The organism is Cryobacterium sp. PH29-G1 (assembly GCF_030063365.1).
In the GTDB taxonomy this organism is placed as follows: Bacteria; Actinomycetota; Actinomycetes; order Actinomycetales; family Microbacteriaceae; genus Cryobacterium.
This window is the reverse complement of sequence record NZ_JASISY010000012.1, coordinates 1-22,615: the sequence shown is the minus strand read 5'-3', so window position 1 is coordinate 22,615 and position 22,615 is coordinate 1. Positions and strand designations below refer to the sequence as shown.

At 65.7% G+C, this 22,615-nt stretch carries 20 protein-coding genes; 19 read left to right on the top strand and 1 reads right to left on the bottom strand.

Annotated elements, in window-relative coordinates; genetic code table 11:
* Positions 1–7 precede the first annotated feature (7 nt).
* Complete coding sequence (locus QMK22_RS13790) at positions 8–1,522, bottom strand: GAF domain-containing protein (RefSeq protein WP_283498228.1); 1,515 nt, start codon at positions 1,520–1,522, stop codon at positions 8–10.
* Between the two features lie 237 nt (positions 1,523–1,759).
* Here QMK22_RS13790 and QMK22_RS13785 point away from each other — a divergent pair, with 237 nt between their 5' ends.
* The 19 genes from QMK22_RS13785 to QMK22_RS13695 all read left to right on the top strand — a co-directional run bounded on the left by QMK22_RS13785 (position 1,760) and on the right by QMK22_RS13695 (position 22,148).
* The gene (locus QMK22_RS13785) at positions 1,760–2,164 is read left to right on the top strand and encodes a hypothetical protein (RefSeq protein WP_283498227.1); all 405 of its coding nucleotides are present in this window, start codon (positions 1,760–1,762) and stop codon (positions 2,162–2,164) included.
* A 146-nt stretch (positions 2,165–2,310) separates the two neighbouring features.
* A complete protein-coding gene (locus QMK22_RS13780) occupies positions 2,311–2,754 on the top strand; it encodes a type II 3-dehydroquinate dehydratase (protein WP_283498226.1) in 444 nt (147 codons plus the stop codon).
* A gap of 95 nt (positions 2,755–2,849) precedes the next feature.
* Positions 2,850–3,410 carry an elongation factor P gene (gene efp, locus QMK22_RS13775; RefSeq protein WP_283498225.1) on the top strand — a complete coding sequence of 187 codons (561 nt, stop codon included), beginning with the start codon at positions 2,850–2,852 and terminating at the stop codon, positions 3,408–3,410.
* Positions 3,410–3,829, top strand: coding sequence for a transcription antitermination factor NusB (nusB, locus tag QMK22_RS13770; protein WP_283498224.1), 420 nt, complete (start codon positions 3,410–3,412; stop codon positions 3,827–3,829). Before efp ends, nusB begins: the two co-directional genes overlap by 1 nt.
* 89 nt (positions 3,830–3,918) lie before the next feature.
* Positions 3,919–4,911 (top strand): DUF4190 domain-containing protein, encoded by a 993-nt coding sequence (locus tag QMK22_RS13765; protein ID WP_283498223.1) that lies wholly within the window; start codon positions 3,919–3,921, stop codon positions 4,909–4,911.
* Between the two features lie 83 nt (positions 4,912–4,994).
* On the top strand, positions 4,995–5,537 hold the full coding sequence (gene pyrR, locus QMK22_RS13760; protein ID WP_283498222.1) for a bifunctional pyr operon transcriptional regulator/uracil phosphoribosyltransferase PyrR: 543 nt from the start codon (positions 4,995–4,997) through the stop codon (positions 5,535–5,537).
* Complete coding sequence (locus QMK22_RS13755; RefSeq protein ID WP_283498221.1) at positions 5,534–6,496, top strand: aspartate carbamoyltransferase catalytic subunit; 963 nt, start codon at positions 5,534–5,536, stop codon at positions 6,494–6,496. Before pyrR ends, QMK22_RS13755 begins: the two co-directional genes overlap by 4 nt.
* A 4-nt stretch (positions 6,497–6,500) precedes the next feature.
* Positions 6,501–7,838 carry a dihydroorotase gene (locus tag QMK22_RS13750; protein ID WP_283498296.1) on the top strand — a complete coding sequence of 446 codons (1,338 nt, stop codon included), beginning with the start codon at positions 6,501–6,503 and terminating at the stop codon, positions 7,836–7,838.
* Complete coding sequence (locus QMK22_RS13745) at positions 7,831–8,415, top strand: PH-like domain-containing protein (RefSeq protein ID WP_283498220.1); 585 nt, start codon at positions 7,831–7,833, stop codon at positions 8,413–8,415. Before QMK22_RS13750 ends, QMK22_RS13745 begins: the two co-directional genes overlap by 8 nt.
* Positions 8,416–8,515: 100 nt before the next feature.
* Positions 8,516–9,649: a glutamine-hydrolyzing carbamoyl-phosphate synthase small subunit gene (gene carA, locus QMK22_RS13740; protein WP_502857742.1), complete on the top strand. Its 1,134-nt coding sequence runs from the start codon at positions 8,516–8,518 to the stop codon at positions 9,647–9,649.
* Complete coding sequence (carB, locus tag QMK22_RS13735) at positions 9,649–12,936, top strand: carbamoyl-phosphate synthase large subunit (protein ID WP_283498219.1); 3,288 nt, start codon at positions 9,649–9,651, stop codon at positions 12,934–12,936. Before carA ends, carB begins: the two co-directional genes overlap by 1 nt.
* Positions 12,933–13,892: an orotidine-5'-phosphate decarboxylase gene (pyrF, locus tag QMK22_RS13730; RefSeq protein WP_283498218.1), complete on the top strand. Its 960-nt coding sequence runs from the start codon at positions 12,933–12,935 to the stop codon at positions 13,890–13,892. The genes carB and pyrF overlap by 4 nt, the downstream gene beginning before the upstream one ends.
* The gene (gmk, locus tag QMK22_RS13725; protein WP_283498217.1) at positions 13,885–14,802 is read left to right on the top strand and encodes a guanylate kinase; all 918 of its coding nucleotides are present in this window, start codon (positions 13,885–13,887) and stop codon (positions 14,800–14,802) included. The genes pyrF and gmk overlap by 8 nt, the downstream gene beginning before the upstream one ends.
* A 112-nt stretch (positions 14,803–14,914) precedes the next feature.
* Complete coding sequence (gene rpoZ / locus QMK22_RS13720; RefSeq protein ID WP_283498216.1) at positions 14,915–15,175, top strand: DNA-directed RNA polymerase subunit omega; 261 nt, start codon at positions 14,915–14,917, stop codon at positions 15,173–15,175.
* Positions 15,176–15,199: 24 nt separating this feature from the next.
* On the top strand, positions 15,200–16,438 hold the full coding sequence (gene coaBC, locus QMK22_RS13715; protein ID WP_283498215.1) for a bifunctional phosphopantothenoylcysteine decarboxylase/phosphopantothenate--cysteine ligase CoaBC: 1,239 nt from the start codon (positions 15,200–15,202) through the stop codon (positions 16,436–16,438).
* Positions 16,439–16,543: 105 nt separating this feature from the next.
* Positions 16,544–17,737, top strand: coding sequence for a methionine adenosyltransferase (gene metK / locus QMK22_RS13710; protein WP_283498214.1), 1,194 nt, complete (start codon positions 16,544–16,546; stop codon positions 17,735–17,737).
* A 14-nt stretch (positions 17,738–17,751) separates the two neighbouring features.
* Positions 17,752–19,815, top strand: a complete 2,064-nt coding sequence (locus QMK22_RS13705; protein WP_283498213.1) for a primosomal protein N' family DNA-binding protein — start codon at positions 17,752–17,754, stop codon at positions 19,813–19,815.
* Positions 19,816–20,733, top strand: a complete 918-nt coding sequence (fmt, locus tag QMK22_RS13700; protein WP_283498212.1) for a methionyl-tRNA formyltransferase — start codon at positions 19,816–19,818, stop codon at positions 20,731–20,733.
* The gene (locus QMK22_RS13695; RefSeq protein WP_283498211.1) at positions 20,730–22,148 is read left to right on the top strand and encodes an RsmB/NOP family class I SAM-dependent RNA methyltransferase; all 1,419 of its coding nucleotides are present in this window, start codon (positions 20,730–20,732) and stop codon (positions 22,146–22,148) included. Before fmt ends, QMK22_RS13695 begins: the two co-directional genes overlap by 4 nt.
* The last annotated feature ends 467 nt before the right edge of the window (positions 22,149–22,615 follow it).

Sequence of the window (22,615 nt, the reverse complement as noted above, 5' to 3'; positions counted from 1 at the left end):
GGAGCGCTTAGCGCTGCGACGAAGATTGCCGTACGCCGAGCTCATCGTCGATGCGTTTCAAGCGGGCGACCACGGTGGCGCGTTTGGGGGAACGGGCCGGGAGCAGTTCGAGGCAGGCGCGCCAGACCTCGGAGTCGTAGGTGGCCTCGTCGGATCGCGCATACTCCAGGAGCAGATCGACGGAGGCATCCGTCAACATCGCCTCGCGCAGACGCGCGCTGATCTCGGTGCGAATATCGATGATTCCGGGGGAGAACGAGTTAGGCAGAACCGGCCCGCGGTACGCGGCCAGGGCCACGCGGTGGGCTCCGCGATCCAGAAACGCGAGCACCCGTTGGGCATCGAGCTCAAGTGGGGACTGCAGCCGATACGGGCGGGAGCCGATGACAATCGATGGGGTGACCTGCTCGAGCACTTTACGCACCCGCACCATTTCCGCGCGCAGGGTATCGACGCTGTTGACCTGACCACTGCCGGTCTGATCGCTGAGCAGAAAGGCGAGACGATCGGCCGAGAGCCCCTCGCGGTGCCAGGCCAGCAGCGTGAGAATCTCGGCGTGTCGCGGACTCACGTCGATGGCAACGTCGCCGCATTCGAGGTGGCCGTAGTCGCTGCCGAGTACGCCGAACCCGACCGGAACGGCGGCGCGGTTGGCCGCAGAAAACATGGCTACGCTGGAGCGGCGGCGCCGGGAATCCGGTCGGTCGCTCACGTCGCTGCGCCGCTCATCGCTGCGCTGCTCGTCGTTGCGCTGCTCGCCAATGCGCTGTTGGCCGCTGCGCTGTTCACTGCTGCGCTGTTCGTTGGTGCGTTCCCCCGCCAGGCGCTCCGCGTCGAGGCGGCGACCATCGAGGCGCCCCCCGTCGAGACGCTGAATGCGCAACTCCGCTTCCATGGCGGCAACGGCCGCTTCGACGAGCGGCAGGGTCTGCGGGGCGACGGCCTGATCACCGCCGGTGATATCGATCACGCCGAGGATCTTGCCGGTGTCCGGGTCGTGAATGGGCACGGCCGTGCAACTCCACGGGTGCGCGAGGGCATTGAAATGCTCCGCACGCCGAATCTGAATTCCGCGATCCAGAGCGATGGCGGTGCCCGGGGCGCTGGTTCCGACGTGACCTTCCGACCAATCGGCGCCCTCGACGAACAGCATTTCCTCCACCTGACGGCGCAGCACCCGGTCGCCGTCGATCCAGAGCAGCCGACCGGATTCGTCGCCGATCGCGACCAGTAGCTCGGCATCGAAGGCGTGGCGGATCAGCAGGCTGTGCACGACGGGCAACACCGCGGCGAGCGGATGCAGGTTGCGCAGGTCGCGCAGTTCGGCATCGGTCCAGGTGCGTTCCTGCGCCACGATTGCCGGGTTGAGGCTGAGCGAGAGCGAACGCTGCCAGGAATCCTGCACGAGCTGGCGCACACCGGTCTGAAACACCCGGTCATTGACAGCGGATTCGTGTGCTCGCTCGAGCGCGACCAGATTCTCGCGGGCGGGACCGGACGGAACCGACGACGTACTCTTCAAGCCGTGTCCCATCAGGATCTGCCTCCGTTAGCAGTGGTCGGGCGCGGCAGCCTCCGCCACCGTCGGAGTTTCATTCTACGGGCATTGCCACTCTGATCGACCGGCGTGGCCGGCATTCACAGCCGTCCGGCGTCGACCAACCCGCACGTGTCGACCGGAAGTTATCCACAAGCCGCACCGCACCGGTCGTTCTGGGGATAACCGGTCCAGGCGGCACGATCCGCCCATGCTGGCTGCATGACAACAACACTCAACATCGACGACGCCCCTCCCGTGACCACGATCGAACAGGCTCGGGCGCGGGTATTCGACCTGGTCGGCCACGCCATTCGCCGGCAACTCTGGCTCATGTTGCTCGATGCTCGCGGGCAGCAACTTTCGCTCGTGATCCCCATCGATAACATTCCTCTTCGCCCCGAACCCGGTTCGGTGCAGCCCTACGCCGTGAGAATCAACGAATTTCTGGCCGAGGAAGCGCCGGGCGGCAGCATCATTGTCACGCTGGAACGCCCGGGATCGGCAGCCCTGACCGCTCCCGATCAGGTCTGGGCCAGTGAACTGCACCAGTCTTTCGGCAAGCTCATGCGCATCACCGGCCTGTTCGTGGCCCACGATGACGGCATTGCTGTTCTCACCGTCTGAGCGTTCTCACCGGCTGACCGTTCTCACAGCCTGCCGATATTCCTGTCGATTTTCGCGTCAATCCGAGAGAAGAGCGTGCTCGACGCGTGGGCCCGAGCGGAGCGCGTCGCCCAGGACCGGCACCGGCGACGGCCTAGGCTGAGGGGATGAGTACAGTGCTGGTTCTGAACGGTCCGAACCTCGGGCGCCTCGGCAGTCGCGAGCCCGACGTGTATGGAGCGGCGAACCTGGACGACCTGCGCACGCTGCTGGAGGCATCCGCTCTTGATGGAGTGAGCATCGATCTGCGGCAAACCGATGACGAGGCCGAGCTGATCCACTGGCTTTACGAGGCCGTCGACGAACGGATGCCGGTGATTTTGAATCCCGCCGCCTTCACGCACTACAGCTATGCGCTTCGGGACGCTGCGGCGCTCGTAACGAAGGCAGGGCTGCCCCTGATCGAGGTGCACATTTCCAACCCGCACGCTCGGGAGACATTTCGCCACACGAGCGTGGTGAGCGCCATTGCGACCGGCGTTATCGCCGGCCTCGGCTTCGACTCCTACCGACTCGCGCTGGATTTCGTCACCGCCGGTACGCCCGACTAACAATCTGCCTTTGGTGCTTGAGGCTCGGACACGTAGAATCGATAAGGTGCCATTTGCACCCGCGCACCTTATCAATTGAACGGAACACCCCTCCCATGGCCTCTACCGCTGATATCAGAAATGGCGTCGTACTCAACATGGATGGCCAGCTTTGGGCCGTCGTCGAGTTTCAGCACGTCAAGCCGGGCAAGGGTGGCGCCTTCGTTCGCACCAAAATGAAGAACGTCGTCTCGGGCAAGACCGTTGACCGTACGTTCAACGCCGGTGCCAAGATCGAGACCGAAAACGTCGATCGTCGCGATTTTCAGTACCTCTATAACGACGGTGACTCCTACATCTTCATGGACGTGGCCGACTACGACCAGATCTCCGTTTCTGCGGCAGTCGTCGGCGACGCCAGCAACTTCATGCTCGAAAACCAGGCCGTGACCGTGGCGCTGCACAACGGTAACCCGCTCTACGTCGAGCTGCCGGCATCCGTCACCCTGGAAATCACCTACACCGAGCCGGGCCTGCAGGGCGACCGTTCCACCGGCGGCACCAAGCCGGCTACGGTGGAGACCGGCTACCAGATCCAGGTTCCGCTGTTCCTGGAGCAGGGCACCAAGGTCAAGGTCGACACCCGTACCGGCGACTACCTCGGTCGCGTCAACTAGTGAGCGCACGCACCAAGGCACGTAAGCGCGCTATCGACATTTTGTACGCCGCCGATGTGCGCCAGATCAGCATTCCCGAGTCTCTCGCCATCGAGGCCGAGCGTGCCGCCAGCGAGCCGGCGCGGGTGGCCTCCTGGCTGTACGCTCGTGAGCTCGTCGACGGTGTCGTCGATCATCGCGAAGAGATCGACGAATTGATCGAAACGTACTCGCAGGGCTGGTCGCTCGCTCGCCTGCCCAACATCGATCGCGCCATTCTGCGCATCGGTATCTGGGAGATTCTCTACAACGACGCCGTTCCGCACGCCGTCGCCATCGATGAAGCCGTCGAGGCCGCCAAGATCCTCTCAACGGATGACTCGGCCGGCTTCGTCAACGGACTGCTCGGCAAGATCGCCCAAACCGCCCCGTCGGTCTGACTCCGCGTCCGACCGAATACCAGCCAGACCGAATACCAGCCGGCCTGACAACCGTCGGCCAGACCTCGGACATACCGAAGGACACGCCCATGGACACCACCGGACCCGAAACTCCCCGCGAGCCGACGAACCAGCCGAACCCGTATGCCGTGACGCCACCGCCCCGCCCCACGGCGCCCTTCGTCGCGGGGCCGAAGACCAACACCCTGGCCGTCGTTTCGTTTGTCTCGTCGTTCTTCATCGGCCTGGTTGGCGTCATCACAGGGCACATCGCGCTCGGGCAGATTCGCGCGCGCGGTGAACTTGGCCGCGGATTCGCTCTGGCCGGTCTCATCATCGGCTACGTCGGAATGGCCGTGTTCGCCATTCTCACCGTGTTCGCGATTGTCTTCGCATCCGCGATCGGGGCGTTTTTTCTCGCCCTTGATTCCGGCTCGACCTTTTCCGGGCCGTCGAGTTCGACATCGGCACCCGTACCCTCTGCGTCGGCACCCAGCGCACCGCTGCCGACCGGTGCGCTGGGCGCCGCCAACTTCGATGCCGGCTATCTCGAGTTCGGTACCGGCGCGGTGATCATCGACGAATACGTCGACCCGATGTGTCCGTTCTGCGCCCAGTTCGAAGAAGCCAACGGAGAACTGCTGTCGGCCGGCGTTGAGAGTGGAGCCATCACCCTGCGGCTGCACTCGCTCACTTTTCTCGACCGGATGTCCCAGGGCACCGATTACTCCAGCCGTGCTTCGGGGGCGCTGACCTGCCAGGCCACGCTGAACCCCGAGAACACCCTCGACTTGCTGGCAGCGCTGTTCGCCAATCAGCCGCTCGAACAGAGCGTGGGACTGAGCAATACGGAACTTGCTGACCTCGCGACCGGCCCGGTCAGCATCATCGACTGTGTCGATGGGGGAGAGTATGAGGGCTGGTCGCAGCACAACACCGAGGTCGCGCTCACCGGGCCGATTGCCGGAGCCGAGATCGCGTCCGTGACCGGCACTCCGACCGTGCTCGTGAATGGCGTGCTCTACTCCGGCAGCCTCACCGACACGGCCGAGTTCTCCGCCTTCGTTGCCGCTGCGTTCTAACCGCTGGCTTCCTGCGGCTAGGCTGGACTTATTCAGACATCCTTTAATGATCCGTCCTGTGAGACGGGGAAGGAGGTCGGCATTTGGCGCACATTGTGCTCACTCAGGCTGACATCACCCGCGCGTTGACTCGAATCTCCCACGAGATCCTGGAGTCCAATCGGGGCTCGGACAACCTCGTTATCCTTGGTATCCCCACCCGAGGCGTTGTGCTTGCTCGGCGCATCGCAGCGATCATCCAGCGCATCGAACCGGCAGCGACAGCGGTGCGAGTCGGATCGCTGGACGTCACGCTGTACCGCGACGATCTCGCCCACGGTCGCACCCGCACACCCTCCCGCACCGAGGTGCCCGGCAGCATCAACGGTGCCACTGTCGTGCTCGTTGACGACGTCCTCTACTCGGGGCGCACCATCCGCAGCGCACTCGACGCGCTCGGTGACCACGGTCGACCCACGATCGTGCGTCTGGCCGTGCTCGTGGATCGCGGGCACCGGGAGCTGCCGATTCGGGCAGACTTCGTGGGCCGCAACCTGCCCACGGCGACCGACGAGCGCATCAACGTTCACCTCGAAGAAATCGACGGCGACGAATTCGTCTCGATCGACGGGGGGAGCGACCGATGAGGCACCTGCTCTCGACCAAGGACCTCACCCGTGACGAGGCGATCAACCTGCTCGACATTGCCGAGGACATGGCCGATGTCGCCCAGCGCGAAGTGAAGAAGCTGCCGACCCTGCGTGGCAAGACCGTGGTCAACCTGTTTTTCGAGGATTCCACCCGCACTCGTATCTCGTTTGAGGCCGCGGCGAAGCGCCTCAGCGCCGACGTGATCAACTTCAGCGCCAAGGGCTCCAGCGTGTCGAAGGGCGAAAGCCTCAAAGACACCGCGCAGACCCTCGCGGCGATCGGTGCTGACGGTGTCGTCATCCGCCACCCGGCCTCCGGAGCGCCGGCGGTGCTGGCCGACAGCGGGTGGATCGACGCGGGCATCATCAACGCCGGCGACGGCACCCACGAGCACCCCACCCAGGCGCTGCTCGACGCGTTCACCATTCGCCGCCGCATCCACGGCCCGGCCTCCCGGGGCAAGGGGCTCGACGGGGTCAGCGTCACGATCGTCGGCGATGTGCTGCACTCGCGGGTGGCCCGTTCCAACCTGTGGCTGCTCACCACCCTCGGTGCCGAGCTCACCTTCGTCGCCCCGCCGACTCTGCTGCCCAGTGACACGTCGCTCTGGCCGGCCCGGTTCAGTTTTGACCTGGACGACGCGATCGATGCCGGACCGGACGTGGTCATGATGCTGCGCATTCAAACCGAACGGATGAACGCGGCCTTCTTTCCGAGCACCCGCGAGTACTCCCGGGTCTGGGGACTCGATGACGCGCGCTTCGGTCGGCTCGACGCGGCTAGCATTGTGATGCACCCCGGCCCGATGAATCGTGGTCTGGAGATCTCTTCGGCCGCGGCTGACTCTGCGAATTCGACCGTGCTCGAACAGGTCACGAACGGTGTCTCCGTGCGCATGGCTGCGCTCTACTTACTCTTATCCGGCGACCGGAAGGAATCGAACAATGTCGATTGACGGAATGAATCAACGCTGGCTGATTCGCGGCGCGACGCTGCCGGACGGCACGGGCACCGATATCCGTCTCGATGGCGTTCGGATTGTCGAAATGGGCACCGGCCTTTCCTCGAGCGGTGCTAGCGTGATCGACGCCGCCGGACTGGTGGCTTTGCCCGGCCTCGTCGACCTGCACACCCACCTGCGCGAACCCGGCTATGAGCACAGCGAAACCGTACTCAGTGGCAGCCGCGCTGCGGCGCGTGGCGGCTTCACGAGCGTGTTCGCCATGGCGAACACGCTGCCGGCGCAGGACACCGCCGGGGTCGTCGAGCAGGTTCTCGCCCTCGGCGAGAGCGCCGGCTACGTCGACGTGCAGCCGATCGGTGCCGTTACCGTGGGCCTGGCCGGCAAGCAACTCGCCGAACTCGGCGCCATGGCGTCGAGCCGGGCCCGGGTGCGCGTGTTCTCCGACGACGGTTTCTGCGTCTCGGACCCTCTTCTTATGCGCCGTGCTCTGGAATATGTCAAGGCCTTCGACGGGGTCATCGCCCAGCACTCGCAGGAACCACGCCTCACCGAGATGGCGCAGATGAACGAGGGCGCCCTCTCCGGTGAACTCGGCCTCGTCGGCTGGCCCGCCGTCGCCGAAGAATCGATCATCGCCCGCGATGTGCTGCTCACCGAACACGTCGGCTCGCGCCTGCACGTCTGCCATGTCTCCACCGCCGGCTCGGTCGATGTGATCCGCTGGGCCAAGGCCCGCGGCATCAATGTGACCGCCGAGGTCACCCCGCACCACCTATTGCTGACCGAAGACCTCGTTCGCGGCTACGACGCCCGCTTCAAGGTGAACCCGCCGCTGCGCAGCCGGGAAGACGTCGAGGCGCTGCGGGCCGGGCTGGCCGACGGAACGATTGATATCGTCGCGACCGACCACGCCCCGCACCCCGCCGAAAGCAAGGACTGCGAGTGGGATGCCGCTGCCAACGGCATGGTCGGACTGGAATCGGCACTCTCCGTCGTGCATGCTGCGGTTGTGGCGACCGGATTGCTGGACTGGGTCGACATCGAACGCGTCCTGTCACGCACTCCGGCACGCATCGGACGGGTGACCGGCCAGGGCAATCCGATCGCGGTGGGATCACCGGCCGAGCTCACCCTGTACGATCCCGCAGCGACCCGGGTGTTCGGGCGCGCCGATCTCGCTGGTACGAGTGCGAATTCGCCGTACCTGTCGATGACGCTGCCCGGTGAGGTGCGGGCAACTTTTCACCGCGGCTACGCCACGGTGCTCGACGGCACGGTGCGCAGCAGCCTCGAGATCGCCGGCCACCGGAGCGGAGATGCCACGCATGGATAGGTCCGTTCCCACCATCATCACCGCGCTGGTACTGCTCGGCGTCCTGGTTCTGATGTGGCGCAGTTGGCGAAAGCGCGGTCAGCGCGACGCCGCGCTCACCGCCGGCTATCCGATGCCGAGCACGGTGGGAACCGTGCTCACCGGTGCCGAGTCGTACTACGTGGCGACCACCCCGCGTGACGCTCCGCTGGAACGACTCTCCATTCGCGGACTGGGCTTTCGCGCCCGCGCCGCTCTCACCGTGACGGCGGCCGGGATTACCCTTGACCTTGACGGTAATCAACCGGTTTTCGTGCCGGCCGACGCCATTGAGGCGGTCGGTGCGGCGCAGGTCGCCATCGACCGAGCGGTGGAACCCGACGGACTCGTGCGCTTGTCCTGGCGTTTGAACGTGCCCGAGGGGGCTGCCAGCGCGCACAGTGCGCAGAACACCGAGGACCGCCGCGCCGTCGACAGCTACTTCCGCATCATCGATCCGAATGATCGTGCTCGACTCGTCGAGGCGATCCGAACCATTGCAGCCACGATTACCGGCCCGGCCGCCGCCGCGGCCGATCAAGACGAAAGTGAGGCCTGACGTGCCCGACTCGACCGCACCAGACCAGTCAGTACCAGACCAGGCGGTACCCGCTGCCACGACGCCGACCTTCTCGGTGACCAACGTTCCCGGCCCGGCCGTGCTCGTGCTGGAAGACGGCCGCCGCTTCGTCGGTCGCCGCTACGGTAGCGAGGGTCAGACGCTCGGTGAGATCGTCTTCTCCACCGGCATGACCGGCTATCAAGAGACTCTGACCGACCCGTCGTACGCGGGGCAGATCGTGCTGATGACCGCCCCGCACATCGGCAACACCGGGATGAACGACGAGGATCAGGAGTCCCGGCAGATTTGGGTGGCCGGCTTCGTTGTTCGGGAGCCCGCGCGCATCGCCTCGAACTTTCGCGCCACCCGTACCCTCGATGACGACCTCGAAGCTCAGGGCATCGTGGGCATCAGCGGCATCGATACCCGCGCGATCACCCGCCACATCCGCTCCAAGGGCGCCATGAAAAGTGGCATCTTCTCCGGCGACGTGTACGAGCTGTCCGACAGTGAGCAGCTCGAACGCGTGCAGTCCGGGGCCGCCATGCGCGGCCGTAACCTCTCGCTCGAGGTTTCGACGGTGGAGCCGTTCTCGATTCCCGCCCAGGGCGAACGCATCGGCTCGGTCGCGGTACTCGACCTCGGCGTGAAGACCAGCACCCTCACCTACCTCGCCGAACGCGGCTTCGAGGTTCTCGTGCTGCCGCAGTCGGTCACCGCCGAGCATGTTCTGTCGCTGAAGCCCTCGGCCCTGTTCTTCTCGAACGGACCGGGCGACCCGGCCGCCTCCGACGCCCACGTCACCCTGCTGCAGGAGGTGCTGCGCGCCGGTATTCCCTACTTCGGCATCTGCTTCGGCAATCAGTTGCTCGGCCGCGCGCTGGGGTTTCGCACCTACAAACTTCCGTTCGGGCACCGGGGCATCAACCAGCCGGTTCTCGACAAGACCACCGGCCGGGTCGAGATCACCTCACAGAACCACGGTTTCGCCGTCGACATGCCCATTGAGGGCGTTCATGACTCGCGCACCGGGTTCGGGCGCGTTGAGGTGAGCCACTACAGCCTCAACGACCAGGTTGTCGAAGGTATTCGCTGCCTCGATATCAATGCTTTCTCGGTGCAGTACCACCCGGAGGCGGCCGCCGGCCCACACGATGCCAACCACCTTTTCGATCGATTCAGAGACGTTGTACTGGCTTCCCAGCACGCCGTCGCAGGAGAAACCAACTAATGCCCAAGCGCGACGATATCAACAGCGTTCTTGTCATCGGCAGCGGCCCGATCGTCATCGGTCAGGCCTGCGAGTTCGACTACTCCGGTACCCAGGCCTGCCGGGTGCTGCGCGAGGAGGGCGTTCGCGTCATCCTGGTCAACTCGAACCCGGCCACCATCATGACCGACCCCGACTTCGCCGATGCGACCTATATCGAGCCGATCACCGCCGAAATTCTCGAGACGATCATCCAGAAGGAACGGCCGGACGCGATTCTGCCGACCCTCGGTGGCCAGACCGCGCTCAACGCGGCGATCCAACTGCACGAGCGTGGCATCCTCGAGAAGTACGATGTCGAGCTGATCGGTGCCAGCTTCGATGCCATCAATAAGGGCGAAGATCGCATGATCTTCAAGCAGCTCGTGATCGACGCCGGCGCGGGCGTAGCCCGCTCATTCATTGCCCACACCGTTGAGGAAGCTGTCGGTTATGCCGAGGATCTCGGCTACCCGCTCGTCGTGCGCCCCTCCTTCACCATGGGCGGCCTGGGCTCGGGCTTCGCCTATACCGAAGTGGAACTACGTCGCATCGTCACCGACGGACTGCACCACAGCCCGACCACCGAGGTGCTACTGGAGGAGTCGATTCTTGGCTGGAAAGAGTACGAGCTCGAAATGATGCGCGACACGGCCGACAACACCGTCGTCGTCTGCTCGATCGAGAACGTCGACCCGGTCGGCGTGCACACCGGCGACTCGATCACCGTCGCCCCGGCACTGACCCTGACCGACCGCGAGTTTCAGCACCTGCGCGACATTTCGATCGACATCATCCGCGCCGTCGGCGTCGACACCGGCGGCTGCAACATCCAGTTCGCCATCAACCCGGTCGACGGCCGCGTGATCGTGATCGAGATGAACCCCCGCGTGTCGCGTTCCTCGGCCCTGGCCAGCAAAGCGACCGGCTTTCCGATTGCCAAGATCGCCGCGAAACTTGCCATCGGCTACCGCCTCGACGAGATTCCCAACGACATCACCGGGGTCACGCCGGCGAGCTTCGAGCCCACCCTCGACTATGTCGTGGTCAAGGTGCCGCGCTTCGCGTTCGAGAAGTTCCCGGCCGCTGACCCCCGCCTGACCACGACCATGAAGTCGGTCGGTGAAGCCATGGCCATCGGCCGCAGCTTCACCTCCGCCCTGCAGAAGGCCCTGCGATCGCTCGAGAAGCGCGGATCGAGCTTTCACTGGGGCGAGGAAACCCGCACGATCGACGAACTGCTCGCCGTCGCCGAGATTCCCACCGACGGTCGCATCGTGACGGTGCAGCAGGCGCTCCGCCAAGGCGCGACAATCGATCAGGTATTCGCCGCCACCAAGATCGACCCGTGGTTCCTCGACCAGATCGTGCTGATCAACGAGATCGCCGACCAGGTCGCCGCGGCCGACCGCCTCGACCGGGACGTCATGATCCTCGCCAAGGACCACGGCTTCTCCGACGCCCAGATCGGTGAGCTTCGCGGGTTCGGCGAAGCGGATGTGCGCACCGTGCGCCACATCCTCGGCGTTCGACCCGTATTCAAAACCGTCGACACCTGCGCGGGAGAGTTTCCGGCCCTGACGCCGTATCACTACTCCAGCTATGACAACGAGACCGAAGTCGTTCCGAGCGACCGTCGCAAGGTGGTCATTCTGGGCTCCGGACCGAACCGCATCGGGCAGGGCGTCGAATTTGACTACTCCTGCGTGCACGCGTCCTTTGCCCTGTCGGATGCCGGCTACGAGACCATCATGATCAACTGCAACCCCGAGACGGTCTCCACCGACTACGACACGAGCGACCGGCTCTACTTCGAGCCGCTCACCCTGGAAGACGTACTCGAGGTCATCCACGCCGAGAGCCAGAGCGGCGAACTCGTCGGTGTGGTGGTGCAGCTCGGCGGCCAGACCGCCCTCAGCCTGGCCCGTGGCCTCGAAGCGGCCGGCATTCCGATTCTCGGCACCACCCCCGACGCGATCGACCTCGCGGAGGAACGCGGTCTGTTTTCGAAGATTCTCGATGACGCCGGCCTGCTGGCGCCCCGCAACGGAACGGCGATCGACTTTGCCGGAGCCGTCGTCGTGGCCGAAGAAATCGGCTACCCGGTGCTCGTGCGCCCGAGCTACGTGCTCGGTGGCCGCGGCATGGAGATCGTCTACGACTCCCCGTCGCTGGCCGACTACTTCAGCCGCATGGCCGGGCAGGGAATCATCGGCGCCGGACATCCGCTTCTCGTCGACCGTTTTCTCGACGACGCGATTGAGATCGACGTCGACGCCATCTACGACGGCCACGAGCTGTACATCGGCGGCGTCATGGAGCACATCGAAGAGGCCGGCATCCATTCCGGCGACTCGAGCTGCACCCTGCCACCGGTCACCCTCGGCCGCGCCGAGATCGACCGGGTGCGCGAAGCCACCCTCGGCATCGCCCGCGGTATTGGGGTGAAGGGCCTGCTCAACGTGCAGTTCGCGATCGGTGCCGGGGTGCTCTACGTGCTGGAAGCCAACCCGCGCGCCTCACGCACAGTGCCGTTCGTCGCGAAAGCGCTCGGCATCACCCTCGCCAAGGCCGCGGCGCTCATCATGGTCGGCACCACCATCGCCGAGCTGAAGGCCGACGGCAAGCTGCCGGAGATTGACGGCTCCCGGGTTCCGATGGAGGCGCCCGTCGCCGTCAAGGAAGCCGTGCTGCCCTTCAACCGGTTCCGCACCCCGGACGGCCTCGTCGTCGATTCCATCCTCGGCCCGGAGATGCGCTCCACCGGCGAGGTCATGGGCATCGACCGGGACTTTCCGCGGGCGTTCGCCAAGAGCCAGCTCGCCGCCTACGGTGGAATCCCGCTCTCCGGCACCGTCTTCGTGTCGGTCTCGGACCGCGACAAGCGTGCGATCATTCTGCCGATGCTGCGCCTGCAACAGCTGGGCTACGAGATCGCCGCGACCATCGGTACCGCCGAGGTGTTGCAACGCAACGGTATCCGCGCCCGCGTGGTGACCAAGTTCAGCGAGAAGTCGAACGACGACGACGTGTCCATCGTCGAACTCATTCGCCGCGAAGAGATCCAGATCGTGATCAACACGCCCGGCGGCAGCACGGCCAGGGCCGACGGCTACGAGATTCGCGCGGCCGCCGTGGCGGGAGACCTGCCCCTGTTCACCACGATCGCCGAGCTCAGCGCCGCGGTCGCCTCGATCGACTCGATTCGCGACGGGTTCGAGGTGACCTCGCTCCAGGAATACGCCACGGCGCGAACAGCACTGCTATGACGGATCCTGCTCTGACCGGTGCCGCTACGGCGGCACCGGGCACCCCGGTTGTTTCCTTCGGTGAGCGCCTCAGTCGGGTGTTCGCCGAGCGTGGGCAGCTCTGCGTGGGAATCGACCCGCATTCGTGGCTGCTGCGCGACTGGAACCTGCCAGACACCGCTGCCGGTGCGGAAGCGTTCGGCCGCGCGGTTATCGCCGCCGCGGCCGGACGGGTCGGCGTGGTCAAGCCGCAGGTCGCCTTCTACGAACGCTTCGGCTCGGCCGGCTTTGTCGCGCTCGAACGCGTGCTGGCCGATGCCCGGCAGGCCGACCTGCTCGTGATCGGCGATGCCAAACGTGGCGACCTCGGCACGAGCGCCCAGGCCTATGCTGAAGCCTGGCTGTCGCCCGGTTCCCCGCTCGAAGTGGATGCCCTCACCCTCGCCGCGTACATGGGCGTCGGTTCGCTCGACTCCTCGCTCGCCCTCGCGGCAGCGAACGGCAAGGGCATCTTCGTGCTCGCCGCCACCTCCAACCCCGAAGCTGCCGACATTCAGCGAGCCCTCGTCGCCGATGGGCCATTCGCCGGTTCGAGTGTCGCCCGCGCCATCCTGGATGACGTTGGCCAGCGCAACGCGCACGCCGGGGCAGCATCCGTGGGGGGAGCGGCCGGTCTCGGAGCGGCCGGTCTCGGAACGGCCGGTCTCGGATCGATCGGGGTCGTGCTCGGCGCCACTCTCGACCTCGCCGCCTTCGGTATCGACGTGCGCCACGCGCCCGCCGAATTTCGAACTCCGGTGCTCGCGCCGGGCTTCGGTCACCAGGGTGGAAATATTAAGGATCTCGCCGGAATATATGGCGGATACGCCGGAGGGGTTATCGTGAGTGAATCGCGTAGTGTGCTCTCGGCCGGACCCCGCCGGATCGAAGAAGCCATTGAGCGCCGAGTAGCCGAAGTAGGTACCGTTCGTGGCTGAAAACCGTCCCACCCCGCCCGAAGTCGATCGGGTGGCCGCATCGCGCGCCGCCGTCGCTGCCCGCCGGGCCCGCGCCAGGGTTAAAGCCGAGGTCGCCTCCGGCGAACGAACGGCGCTTGAAGTGCTCGCTGCGGCGATTGCCGACCCGATCGGGGTCGAGGGCCGGTTGCGCGTAACCGAACTGCTCGTGAGCATTCCCGCCATCGGCGTCACCAAGATGCAGCGCATCATTCACCGTCTGGAAATTTCCCCGTCCAAACGGCTTGGCGGGCTCGGCCGACACCAACGCGACCGTCTGCGGGATTTTCTCTCCGAACGGACCACCCGGCGACACGTCTCCGACTCCAAACTCATCGTTCTGGCCGGCCCCACCGCTGTGGGTAAGGGAACCGTCGCCGGGTACATTCGCGAGAATTACCCCGACGTGCTGCTCTCCGTCTCCGCGACGACGCGCGCGCCGCGCCCGGGGGAGACCGAGGGGATCAGCTACTACTTCGTCTCCGACGACGAGTTCGACCGGATGGTCGAAGCCGGCGAGTTGCTCGAGTGGGCCAAGGTGCACAACGCGTACCGGTACGGCACCCCCCGCAGCCCGGTCGACGCTGCCATCAGCGCCGGCAACAGCGTGCTGCTCGAGATTGACCTGCAAGGCGCACGCGCCGTGCGACGCGCCATGCCCGAAGCCCGTCTGGTGTTCTTGCTGCCGCCGACCTGGGACGAACTGGTGCGCCGCCTGATCGGCCGTGGCACCGAGGATGCCGCCGAACAGGCGCGTCGGCTGGAGACGGCCAAGCTGGAATTGGCAGCCCAGGGGGAGTTCGATTATCGCGTGATCAACCATGATGTCGCTGAGGCTGCCCGTGAGGTCGTAGACTTGATGGAGATCCGCGCTGCATCAAGCATGTCGTAGCGCCTGTTTCTGCTGAATTCTGCGCCACACTGCGCGCAGCTGCACGTGTACTTTCCTTCCCGCAAAACTCGCACGTCGCCTCAGGCCGTGCTCAATTAGGAGTGTGACACCAATGGCGAACAAGCCCACTGGCATCATTGACCCGCCCATCGACGACCTGCTCTCCAAGGTCGACTCGAAGTACGCCCTCGTGATTTTCGCGTCCAAGCGTGCTCGTCAGATCAACGACTACTACGCCGACCTGCACGAAGGCAGCCTGTTCGACAACGTCGGACCGCTCGTCGACTCCACCGTCGAAGACAAGCCGCTCTCGGTGGCCCTGCGCGAGATCAACGAAGACAAGCTCGTTTCCCGCCCGATCGTCGAGGCCTAAACCTCACCCCATAAAGCGCGCAGGATGAAGACAGCTCGCACGATCGTCGTCGGTATCACCGGCGGCATCGCCGCGTACAAGGCCGTCAGCATCGTGCGCGCTTTTGTGTTGAACGGCGACTCGGTCCACGTGATCGCGACCGAGGCGGCGCTGCGCTTCGTCGGCAAGCCGACACTCGAGGCGATTTCGCGCAACCCGGTGCACACCGACCTCTATGAGGGCGTCTCCGAGGTTCGCCACGTGACGATCGGGCAGGGCGCCGACCTCATCGTCATCGCGCCGGCAACGGCCAACAGCATCGCCAAACTGGCTGCGGGCCTCGCCGATGATCTGCTCGGCAACACGATTTTGGCCAGTACGGCGCCGCTCGTGATCGCACCGGCCATGCACACCGAAATGTGGAACAATCCGGCGACGGTCGCGAACGTGACGGTGTTGCGTTCCCGCGGCATCACCATTGTCGGTCCCGGCGTCGGCCGACTCACCGGCACCGACTCCGGTGCCGGGCGGATGGAAGAGCCGGAGACCATCGTCGCGGTTTCTCTCGCCGTGCTCGACCGACAGGCGTCTGCCGGGGAGGGCGCGGCATCCGCTGTGCCCGATCTCGCCGGTCGCCGTGTGCTGATCAGCGCCGGTGGTACCCGTGAGGCACTGGACCCGGTGCGGTTTCTCGGCAACCGGTCCAGCGGCAAACAGGGCGTTGCCCTCGCGCAGGCCGCGCTGGCCCGGGGCGCTACGGTCACGCTTGTCGCCGCCAACCTTGAAGTCCCTGTTCCGACCAGTATCACGACAGTTCTGGTCAGTAGCGCCCTCGAAATGCACGAGGCCATGTCGCTCGCCGCCGCGGCAGCAGACGTCATCATCATGGCCGCCGCGGTCGCGGACTACCGACCAAAAACTGTGCAGCGCGGAAAAATCAAAAAGGAAGACGTGGGGGACACTCTCAGTCTGGAATTGGTCAAAAACCCCGACATTCTCGCTGGGCTGTCCGCTGCCCGCGCGCCGGGGCAGCTCATCATCGGCTTCGCCGCCGAAACCGAAACGGATGCCGAGCAGTTGCTCGCGCTGGGCCGCGCCAAAATCGTGCGCAAGGGGTGCGACTACCTGGTTGTGAACCGGGTTGGCCATGCGTCGGGATCGACCGTGGGCTTTGGCACAGAGCGTAACGCGGTGACGGTGCTTGATCGTCACGGAGATATAGTGAATGAGGCTTCCGGCAGCAAAATGTCGGTGGCCAACTGCATACTTGACCTGATCGGTTAGCCTCCGCTGGAAAGCACGATCGGGCACGCTGCTAACACCCCGTGTGCCCTGAGCCCGGTGGCGATTTCAACTTCTACATTTTCACCTACAACAGAGACGGGCCAGATGAGCGATCTTCGCCTCTTCACCTCGGAATCAGTCACCGAGGGTCACCCCGACAAGATCTGCGACCAGATCTCCGACAGCATTCTCGATGCACTGCTCACCGACGATCCGCACAGCCGGGTTGCCGTGGAGACTCTCGTCACTACCGGGCTGGTGCACGTGGCCGGCGAGGTCACCACCGAGGCCTACGTGGAGATTCCTTCGATCGTGCGCAAATGCATTACCGACATCGGTTATGACTCCTCCGATGTCTGGTTCGATGGCCGTTCCTGCGGTGTCGAAATCTCCATTGGCGGACAATCGCCCGACATCGCCCAGGGCGTTGACAACGCCTTCGAAACGCGCGAGCAGTCCAGCCTCGACGACTTCGACCGGCAGGGTGCCGGCGACCAGGGCATCATGTTCGGGTATGCCACCCGGGAGACCCCCGAACTCATGCCGATCCCCATCTGGATCGCTCACCGGTTGGCCGAACGCCTCGCCCTCGTGCGCAAGAGCGGCGAGCTGGAGTATCTGCGACCCGACGGCAAGACCCAGGTCACCATCGGCTATGACGGCATCGTCCCGCGCACCGTCGAAACCGTCGTCGTCTCCACCCAACACGCGCCCTCCGTGTCTACGGAACAATTGCGACTCGAGGTCGAAGAGCTCGTGATTCGCCCGGTGTTGGAGAGCGTCGAGCTCGACTCGTCGTCGTTGGCCACGCTGATCAACCCCACCGGTCGCTTCGAGATCGGCGGCCCGCAGGGCGACGCCGGCCTCACCGGGCGCAAGATCATCATCGACACCTACGGCGGATCGAGCCGCCACGGCGGCGGTGCGTTCAGCGGCAAGGACCCGTCCAAGGTCGACCGCTCCGCCGCCTACGCCATGCGTTGGGTGGCCAAGAACGCCGTCGCGGCCGGCTTGGCCGAGCGGCTCGAAGTGCAGGTCGCCTACGCCATCGGCAAGGCGTCCCCGGTTGGACTGTACGTCGAAACCTTCGGCACCGGTGTGCTGCCCGACAAAGAGATCACCGCCGCCATCCGTGCCGTGTTCGACCTGCGCCCGGCCGCCATCATCCACTCGCTCGACCTGTTACGCCCCATTTACGCCCAGACGGCCACCTACGGTCACTTCGGGCGGGAGCTGCCCGACTTCACCTGGGAACGCCTCGACAAGGTCGACGACCTGCGTAGCGCCGCCGGCCTCTGAACTCCGGCGCAGTCATGACGCACACCGGCCTCGTCGCACGGGTGCTGATCGATTCGCCCCTGCCGCAACTGGACCACCTGTTCGATTACGCCGTACCGGCAGAGCTGGTGGGCCAGGTCGCGGCGGGCGTGCGGGTCAAGGTGCCGTTTCGCTCGGGTGGGCGGGTCATTGACGCCTATGTGGTCGAGCTCGTCGATCCGGAAGCCGCACGATCCGAGTCCACCGACGAGATGAATGCCACCTTTCGCGGCGCCCTCAGTCCGCTCGATTCGGTCGTGTCCACCGCAGTGGTGCTGGCGCCCGAGGTGTGGAACCTGGCCCGCCGGATGGCGGATCGGGCGGCCGGCAACGCCAGTGACATCCTCCGCCTCGCCATACCGCCGCGCCAGGTGCGGGTCGAAAAGGCCTGGCTGGCCGCGCGCTCCATCGTGCCGGTGCCGACCGGTTCTCCGACGGCTGAGCCGGCCTCAACCCTCACACCGTCCGACTCCGGGAGCATAACCCCGTCCCTGACGGTGCCCGCCTTTGTCGGGTATCCGACCGGCCGGCTCGACAGCGCGATCATGGAGCACCACCGTGTCGCCGTCGCGGCGATCCCCGAGCTCGTGCAGCTGAACGACGGCACGACGATCGGTCGTTGGGCGCAGACTCTTGCCGAACTCGCTGTGGCCACGCTCGGCAGCGGGCAGACTGCCATCCTGTGCGTGCCCGACTTTCGCGACCAAGACCAGGTACAGGCAGCCCTCGACCAGATCGCCCCGGCCGGGGCGGTTCAACGGGTGGATGCCCGCCAACCGAACCCCGACCGGTACCGCTCCTTTCTGGCCTGCCTCGAGGCAACGCCGAGGATCATTCTCGGTAACCGGTCGGCCATCTATGCCCCGGCGCACGCGCTCGGACTGATTGCGCTCTGGGACGATGGAGACCCGCTGTACTCCGAACCGCTCAGTCCCTACGTGAACACCAGAGACGCTGCTCTCGTGCGCCAGCAGGAGAGCGACTGCGCGCTCGTGCTGCTCGGCCATTCGCGCAGTGTCGAAACTCAGCGGTTGGTCGAGCTCAATTACCTGAGCGAGGTGAACCCGGCCACCGATCGGCACCCGCGCATCATTCCCACCGACTTTCAATCCGAGCCCGACCAGCAGGCGCGTGCGGCACGCATCCCCTCGGCTGCCTGGCAGGCCGCCCGCGAGGCGCTGAACCACGGCCCCGTGCTGGTGCAGGTCGCCAGCCCCGGGTACGCCCCAATGCTGGCCTGCCAAAGCTGCAAGAAAGCCGCCCGGTGCACGCACTGTCAGGGCCCGCTCGGGCTTAAATCGGCTTCGGCCGTGCCGTCCTGCCGGTGGTGTGGCGCCCTCGCTGCCGGCTGGCGCTGCGTGCACTGCGAGGGCACCAAATTGCGCGTGGTCACGCTCGGCACCGGGCGCACCGCGGAAGAGCTCGGCCGGGCCTTTCCGGGGGCGCGCGTGATCGTCGCCGACGGCGAGCACACCGTGCAGGCACTGGGACCACAGCCAGCCCTCGTGATCGCCACCCGGGGCGCCGAACCGGTGCCGACCGGAGGCTACCGGGCCATTCTCATCCTCGACGGCGAACGCATGCTGGCCCGCGAATCGCTGCGCGTGGGCGAGGACTGTCTGCGCTGGTGGGCCAATGCCGCCGCCCTGGCGGCTCCCGGCGCTCCCGTCTTGCTGGCCGGCGTTGGTGGAGCTCTGGCCCGCGCACTCAACTCCTGGCGTCCCGACATCTTTGCCGCGAGTGAACTCGCTGATCGCCGTCAGCTGCGTTTTCCGCCAGCCGTGCGGGTTGCCTCTATCACCGGAACGGCCGCCGACGTCGACGCCGCTCTCGCTGATCTGGGTGAGATCACCGGCCTCGACGTATTGGGACCGGTCGACACCGAGCCGCCCCTGGTGCGAGCGGTCGTGCGGTTCGCATACGCCCGCGGTGACGAAGTCGCCCACGCCCTCAAGGCTGCCGTCGTGCGCAACGCCGCCCGCCGCCGCAAGCCGAAGACCGGTTCATTCCAACCGGCACCTACACTTAAGGTTCGATTCGACGACCCGGAGCTGCTCTAAATGAAACTCGTCTTTGCCGGCACACCCGAGGTCGCAGTGCCCAGCCTCTTGGCCTTGGCCGGCTCCGATCACGAAATTGTCTCGGTGATCACCCGAGCGGATGCCCCGCTCGGCCGCAAACGTACCCTCAGCCCGTCTTCGGTGGCACAGGCCGCTGCCGAGCGCGGGTATCCGATACTCAAAACCAATCGGCTCAATGACGACGCGACCGAGACCATTCGCGCCCTGCAACCCGACCTCGGCGTCATCGTCGCCTACGGCGGCATCGTGCGCGAACCGCTGCTCTCCGTTCCCCGCCTCGGCTGGATCAACCTGCACTTCTCGGTGCTGCCACGCTGGCGCGGTGCCTCCCCGGTGCAGCGCGCGGTCATCGAAGGTGACGACGTCACCGGAGCCGCCGTGTTCCAGCTGGTACCAGAACTCGATGCCGGTGCCGTGTTCGGTAGCTTCTCCCAGCCCATCGGTGCACATTCCACATCGGGAATGCTTCTCGACCAGCTCAGCCACAGCGGCGCCGAGCTGCTTCTGCGGGTGGTCTCCGAACTAGCCGCCGGAACCGCCGTCGCCGTGCCGCAGACCGGTGCGGTCACGCTCGCGCCCAAACTGGTGCGGGACGACGCGCGTATTGATTTCGCCCAGTCGGCGGCATCCGTTTATAGCCGTATTCGGGGAGTGACACCCGAACCGGGCGCGTTCACCACCGTAAACGGCGCCGTTCTGAAACTTCTCGAAGTCGCTCCCAGCGCCGACGAGCCCAACCTGCCTGCCGGAACCATTCTGCAGCGCGACAAGACAGTGCTCGTGGGCACGCAAACCGAACCACTGGTTCTGCTGCGCGTGCAACCGGCCGGAAAGACAGCAATGACAGCAAACGATTGGTGGCGCGGAGTAGCGGCAGACGAGGTGGTCGCCTCGTGAACGATCGAGTGCAACTGCCCAAATCGCGCGCTGCGACCACGGACTTCGTGCAGCCGGCCCGACGAGTGGCCTACGAGGTCATCGCCGCGGTGCGTGAATCCGACGCCTACGCCAACCTCTTGCTGCCGACGCGCATTCAGCGTGCCGCGCTGAACACAGCGGATGCCGCACTGGCGACCGAACTGACCTATGGCACCCTGCGCATGCAGGGTTTTTACGACCGGGTCATCGCCCTGGCCGCGAACCGGCCGGTCGATGCCATCGATCCGGCCATTCTCGACGTGCTGCGCCTCGGCGCCCACCAGCTGTTGGGGACCCGCGTGGCGACCCACGCTGCGGTGAACGAATCGGTCTCGCTGGCCAAACAGGTGGGCTCGCGCTCGGCGACCGGCTTCACCAACGGGGTGCTGCGCACCATCTCCCGGTCCAGCGCTGAAGAATGGCGCGAGCGCGTGCTCGAGGGCGCTGTGAACGCCGATGACCGTCTCGTCGCCGAGTTCTCGCACCCCGCCTGGATCGTTCGCGCCTTTCGGCAGGCGCTCAAGGCCGAGGGCCACGAGAGTGAACTCGCCGACCTGCTCGCCGCCGACAATATGGCAGCCAAGGTCAACATGGTCGCGTTACCCGGTCTCGCGACCGACGCGGACCGCGAACGGCTGGGACTGTCCGATGAATTCTCGCCGGTGGGCTTCGTACTCGATGCGGGCGACCCCTACCACCTCGTCACCGCAACCCAGGGCCGCGTTCGAGTGCAAGACGAAGGCTCCCAGATCGCGGCACTCGCCCTGAGCCGGGCCCGGCCCATCGTGGCGGGGGAGCGTTGGCTCGACCTCTGCGCCGGCCCGGGCGGCAAGGCCGCCCTGCTCGCCGCCGAGGCGCGCGCCGGGGGTGCCGAACTCGTGGCCAACGAGCTCGTTCCCGCCCGGGCAACGCTCGTGCGCACCGCGCTGGAGGCTCTCCCCGAGAGAATTCCAGTCTGGGAAGTCGACGGAACCACAATCGGCCAGACGCATCCCGACTATTTCGACCGTATTCTGCTCGACGCGCCGTGCACCGGTCTCGGCGCGTTGCGCCGCCGGCCGGAGGCACGCTGGCGCAAGCAGCCCAAGGACGTCGCCGACCTCGCCGGGCTGCAATCCGGGCTGATCGACGCGGCCCTACTCGCCCTGAAGCCCGGCGGTATCCTCGCCTACGTCACCTGCTCGCCGCACACAGCCGAAACCCGGGCGATCGTCGCCCTCGCCGTGCGCAAGGCCGGCGGCGCCGTGACGGCGCTGGACACGGCGGCTGTGGTGCAGTCCTTCAGCGACGCGAACCTCGATTTGCCCGCCGATACCGGAAGTGTGCAGTTGTGGCCGCACCGGCACGGAACCGACGCCATGTTCATCACCTTGCTGCAGCGCGCAGCCGACTAGTCTGCCCTTCGGTCGATCGGCGGATGAGCGCGCCAACTTTGAGCGGGCGCTACGTCGGCTACCGCAGCGGCCCCCGATTCGGGCGCGGTCACGTCGAGCACCCCGCGACCTGCGGGTCAGCGCGGTGCGCCCATGACCAGCACTTCGCCGACGTTGCACTCGTGGGCGACGCAAGTCGCATATCGTGAATCCTTTTAGAAGATTGTTTCTTCTCTTAATGTCCCGCACTCACGAAGCATCCGTGGCATGAACGTTGAATTTGTGGGTATCCGGCGTGGTATCCATACCTGATGTCCGTCTGGCCACACTGTCATTGATCCCGATCGCGAATCGAGTTTTCCTCGCTTTTATGTTCGATTTGCGGTAGAATTGGGGTGAAGGAGGCACTGACGCCCATGTTCATGGAAAGCCCCGGCGAGACCAGCGTGAACCCCGTTATTGTGGCGGTGGAGCAGGCGCGGGGAATT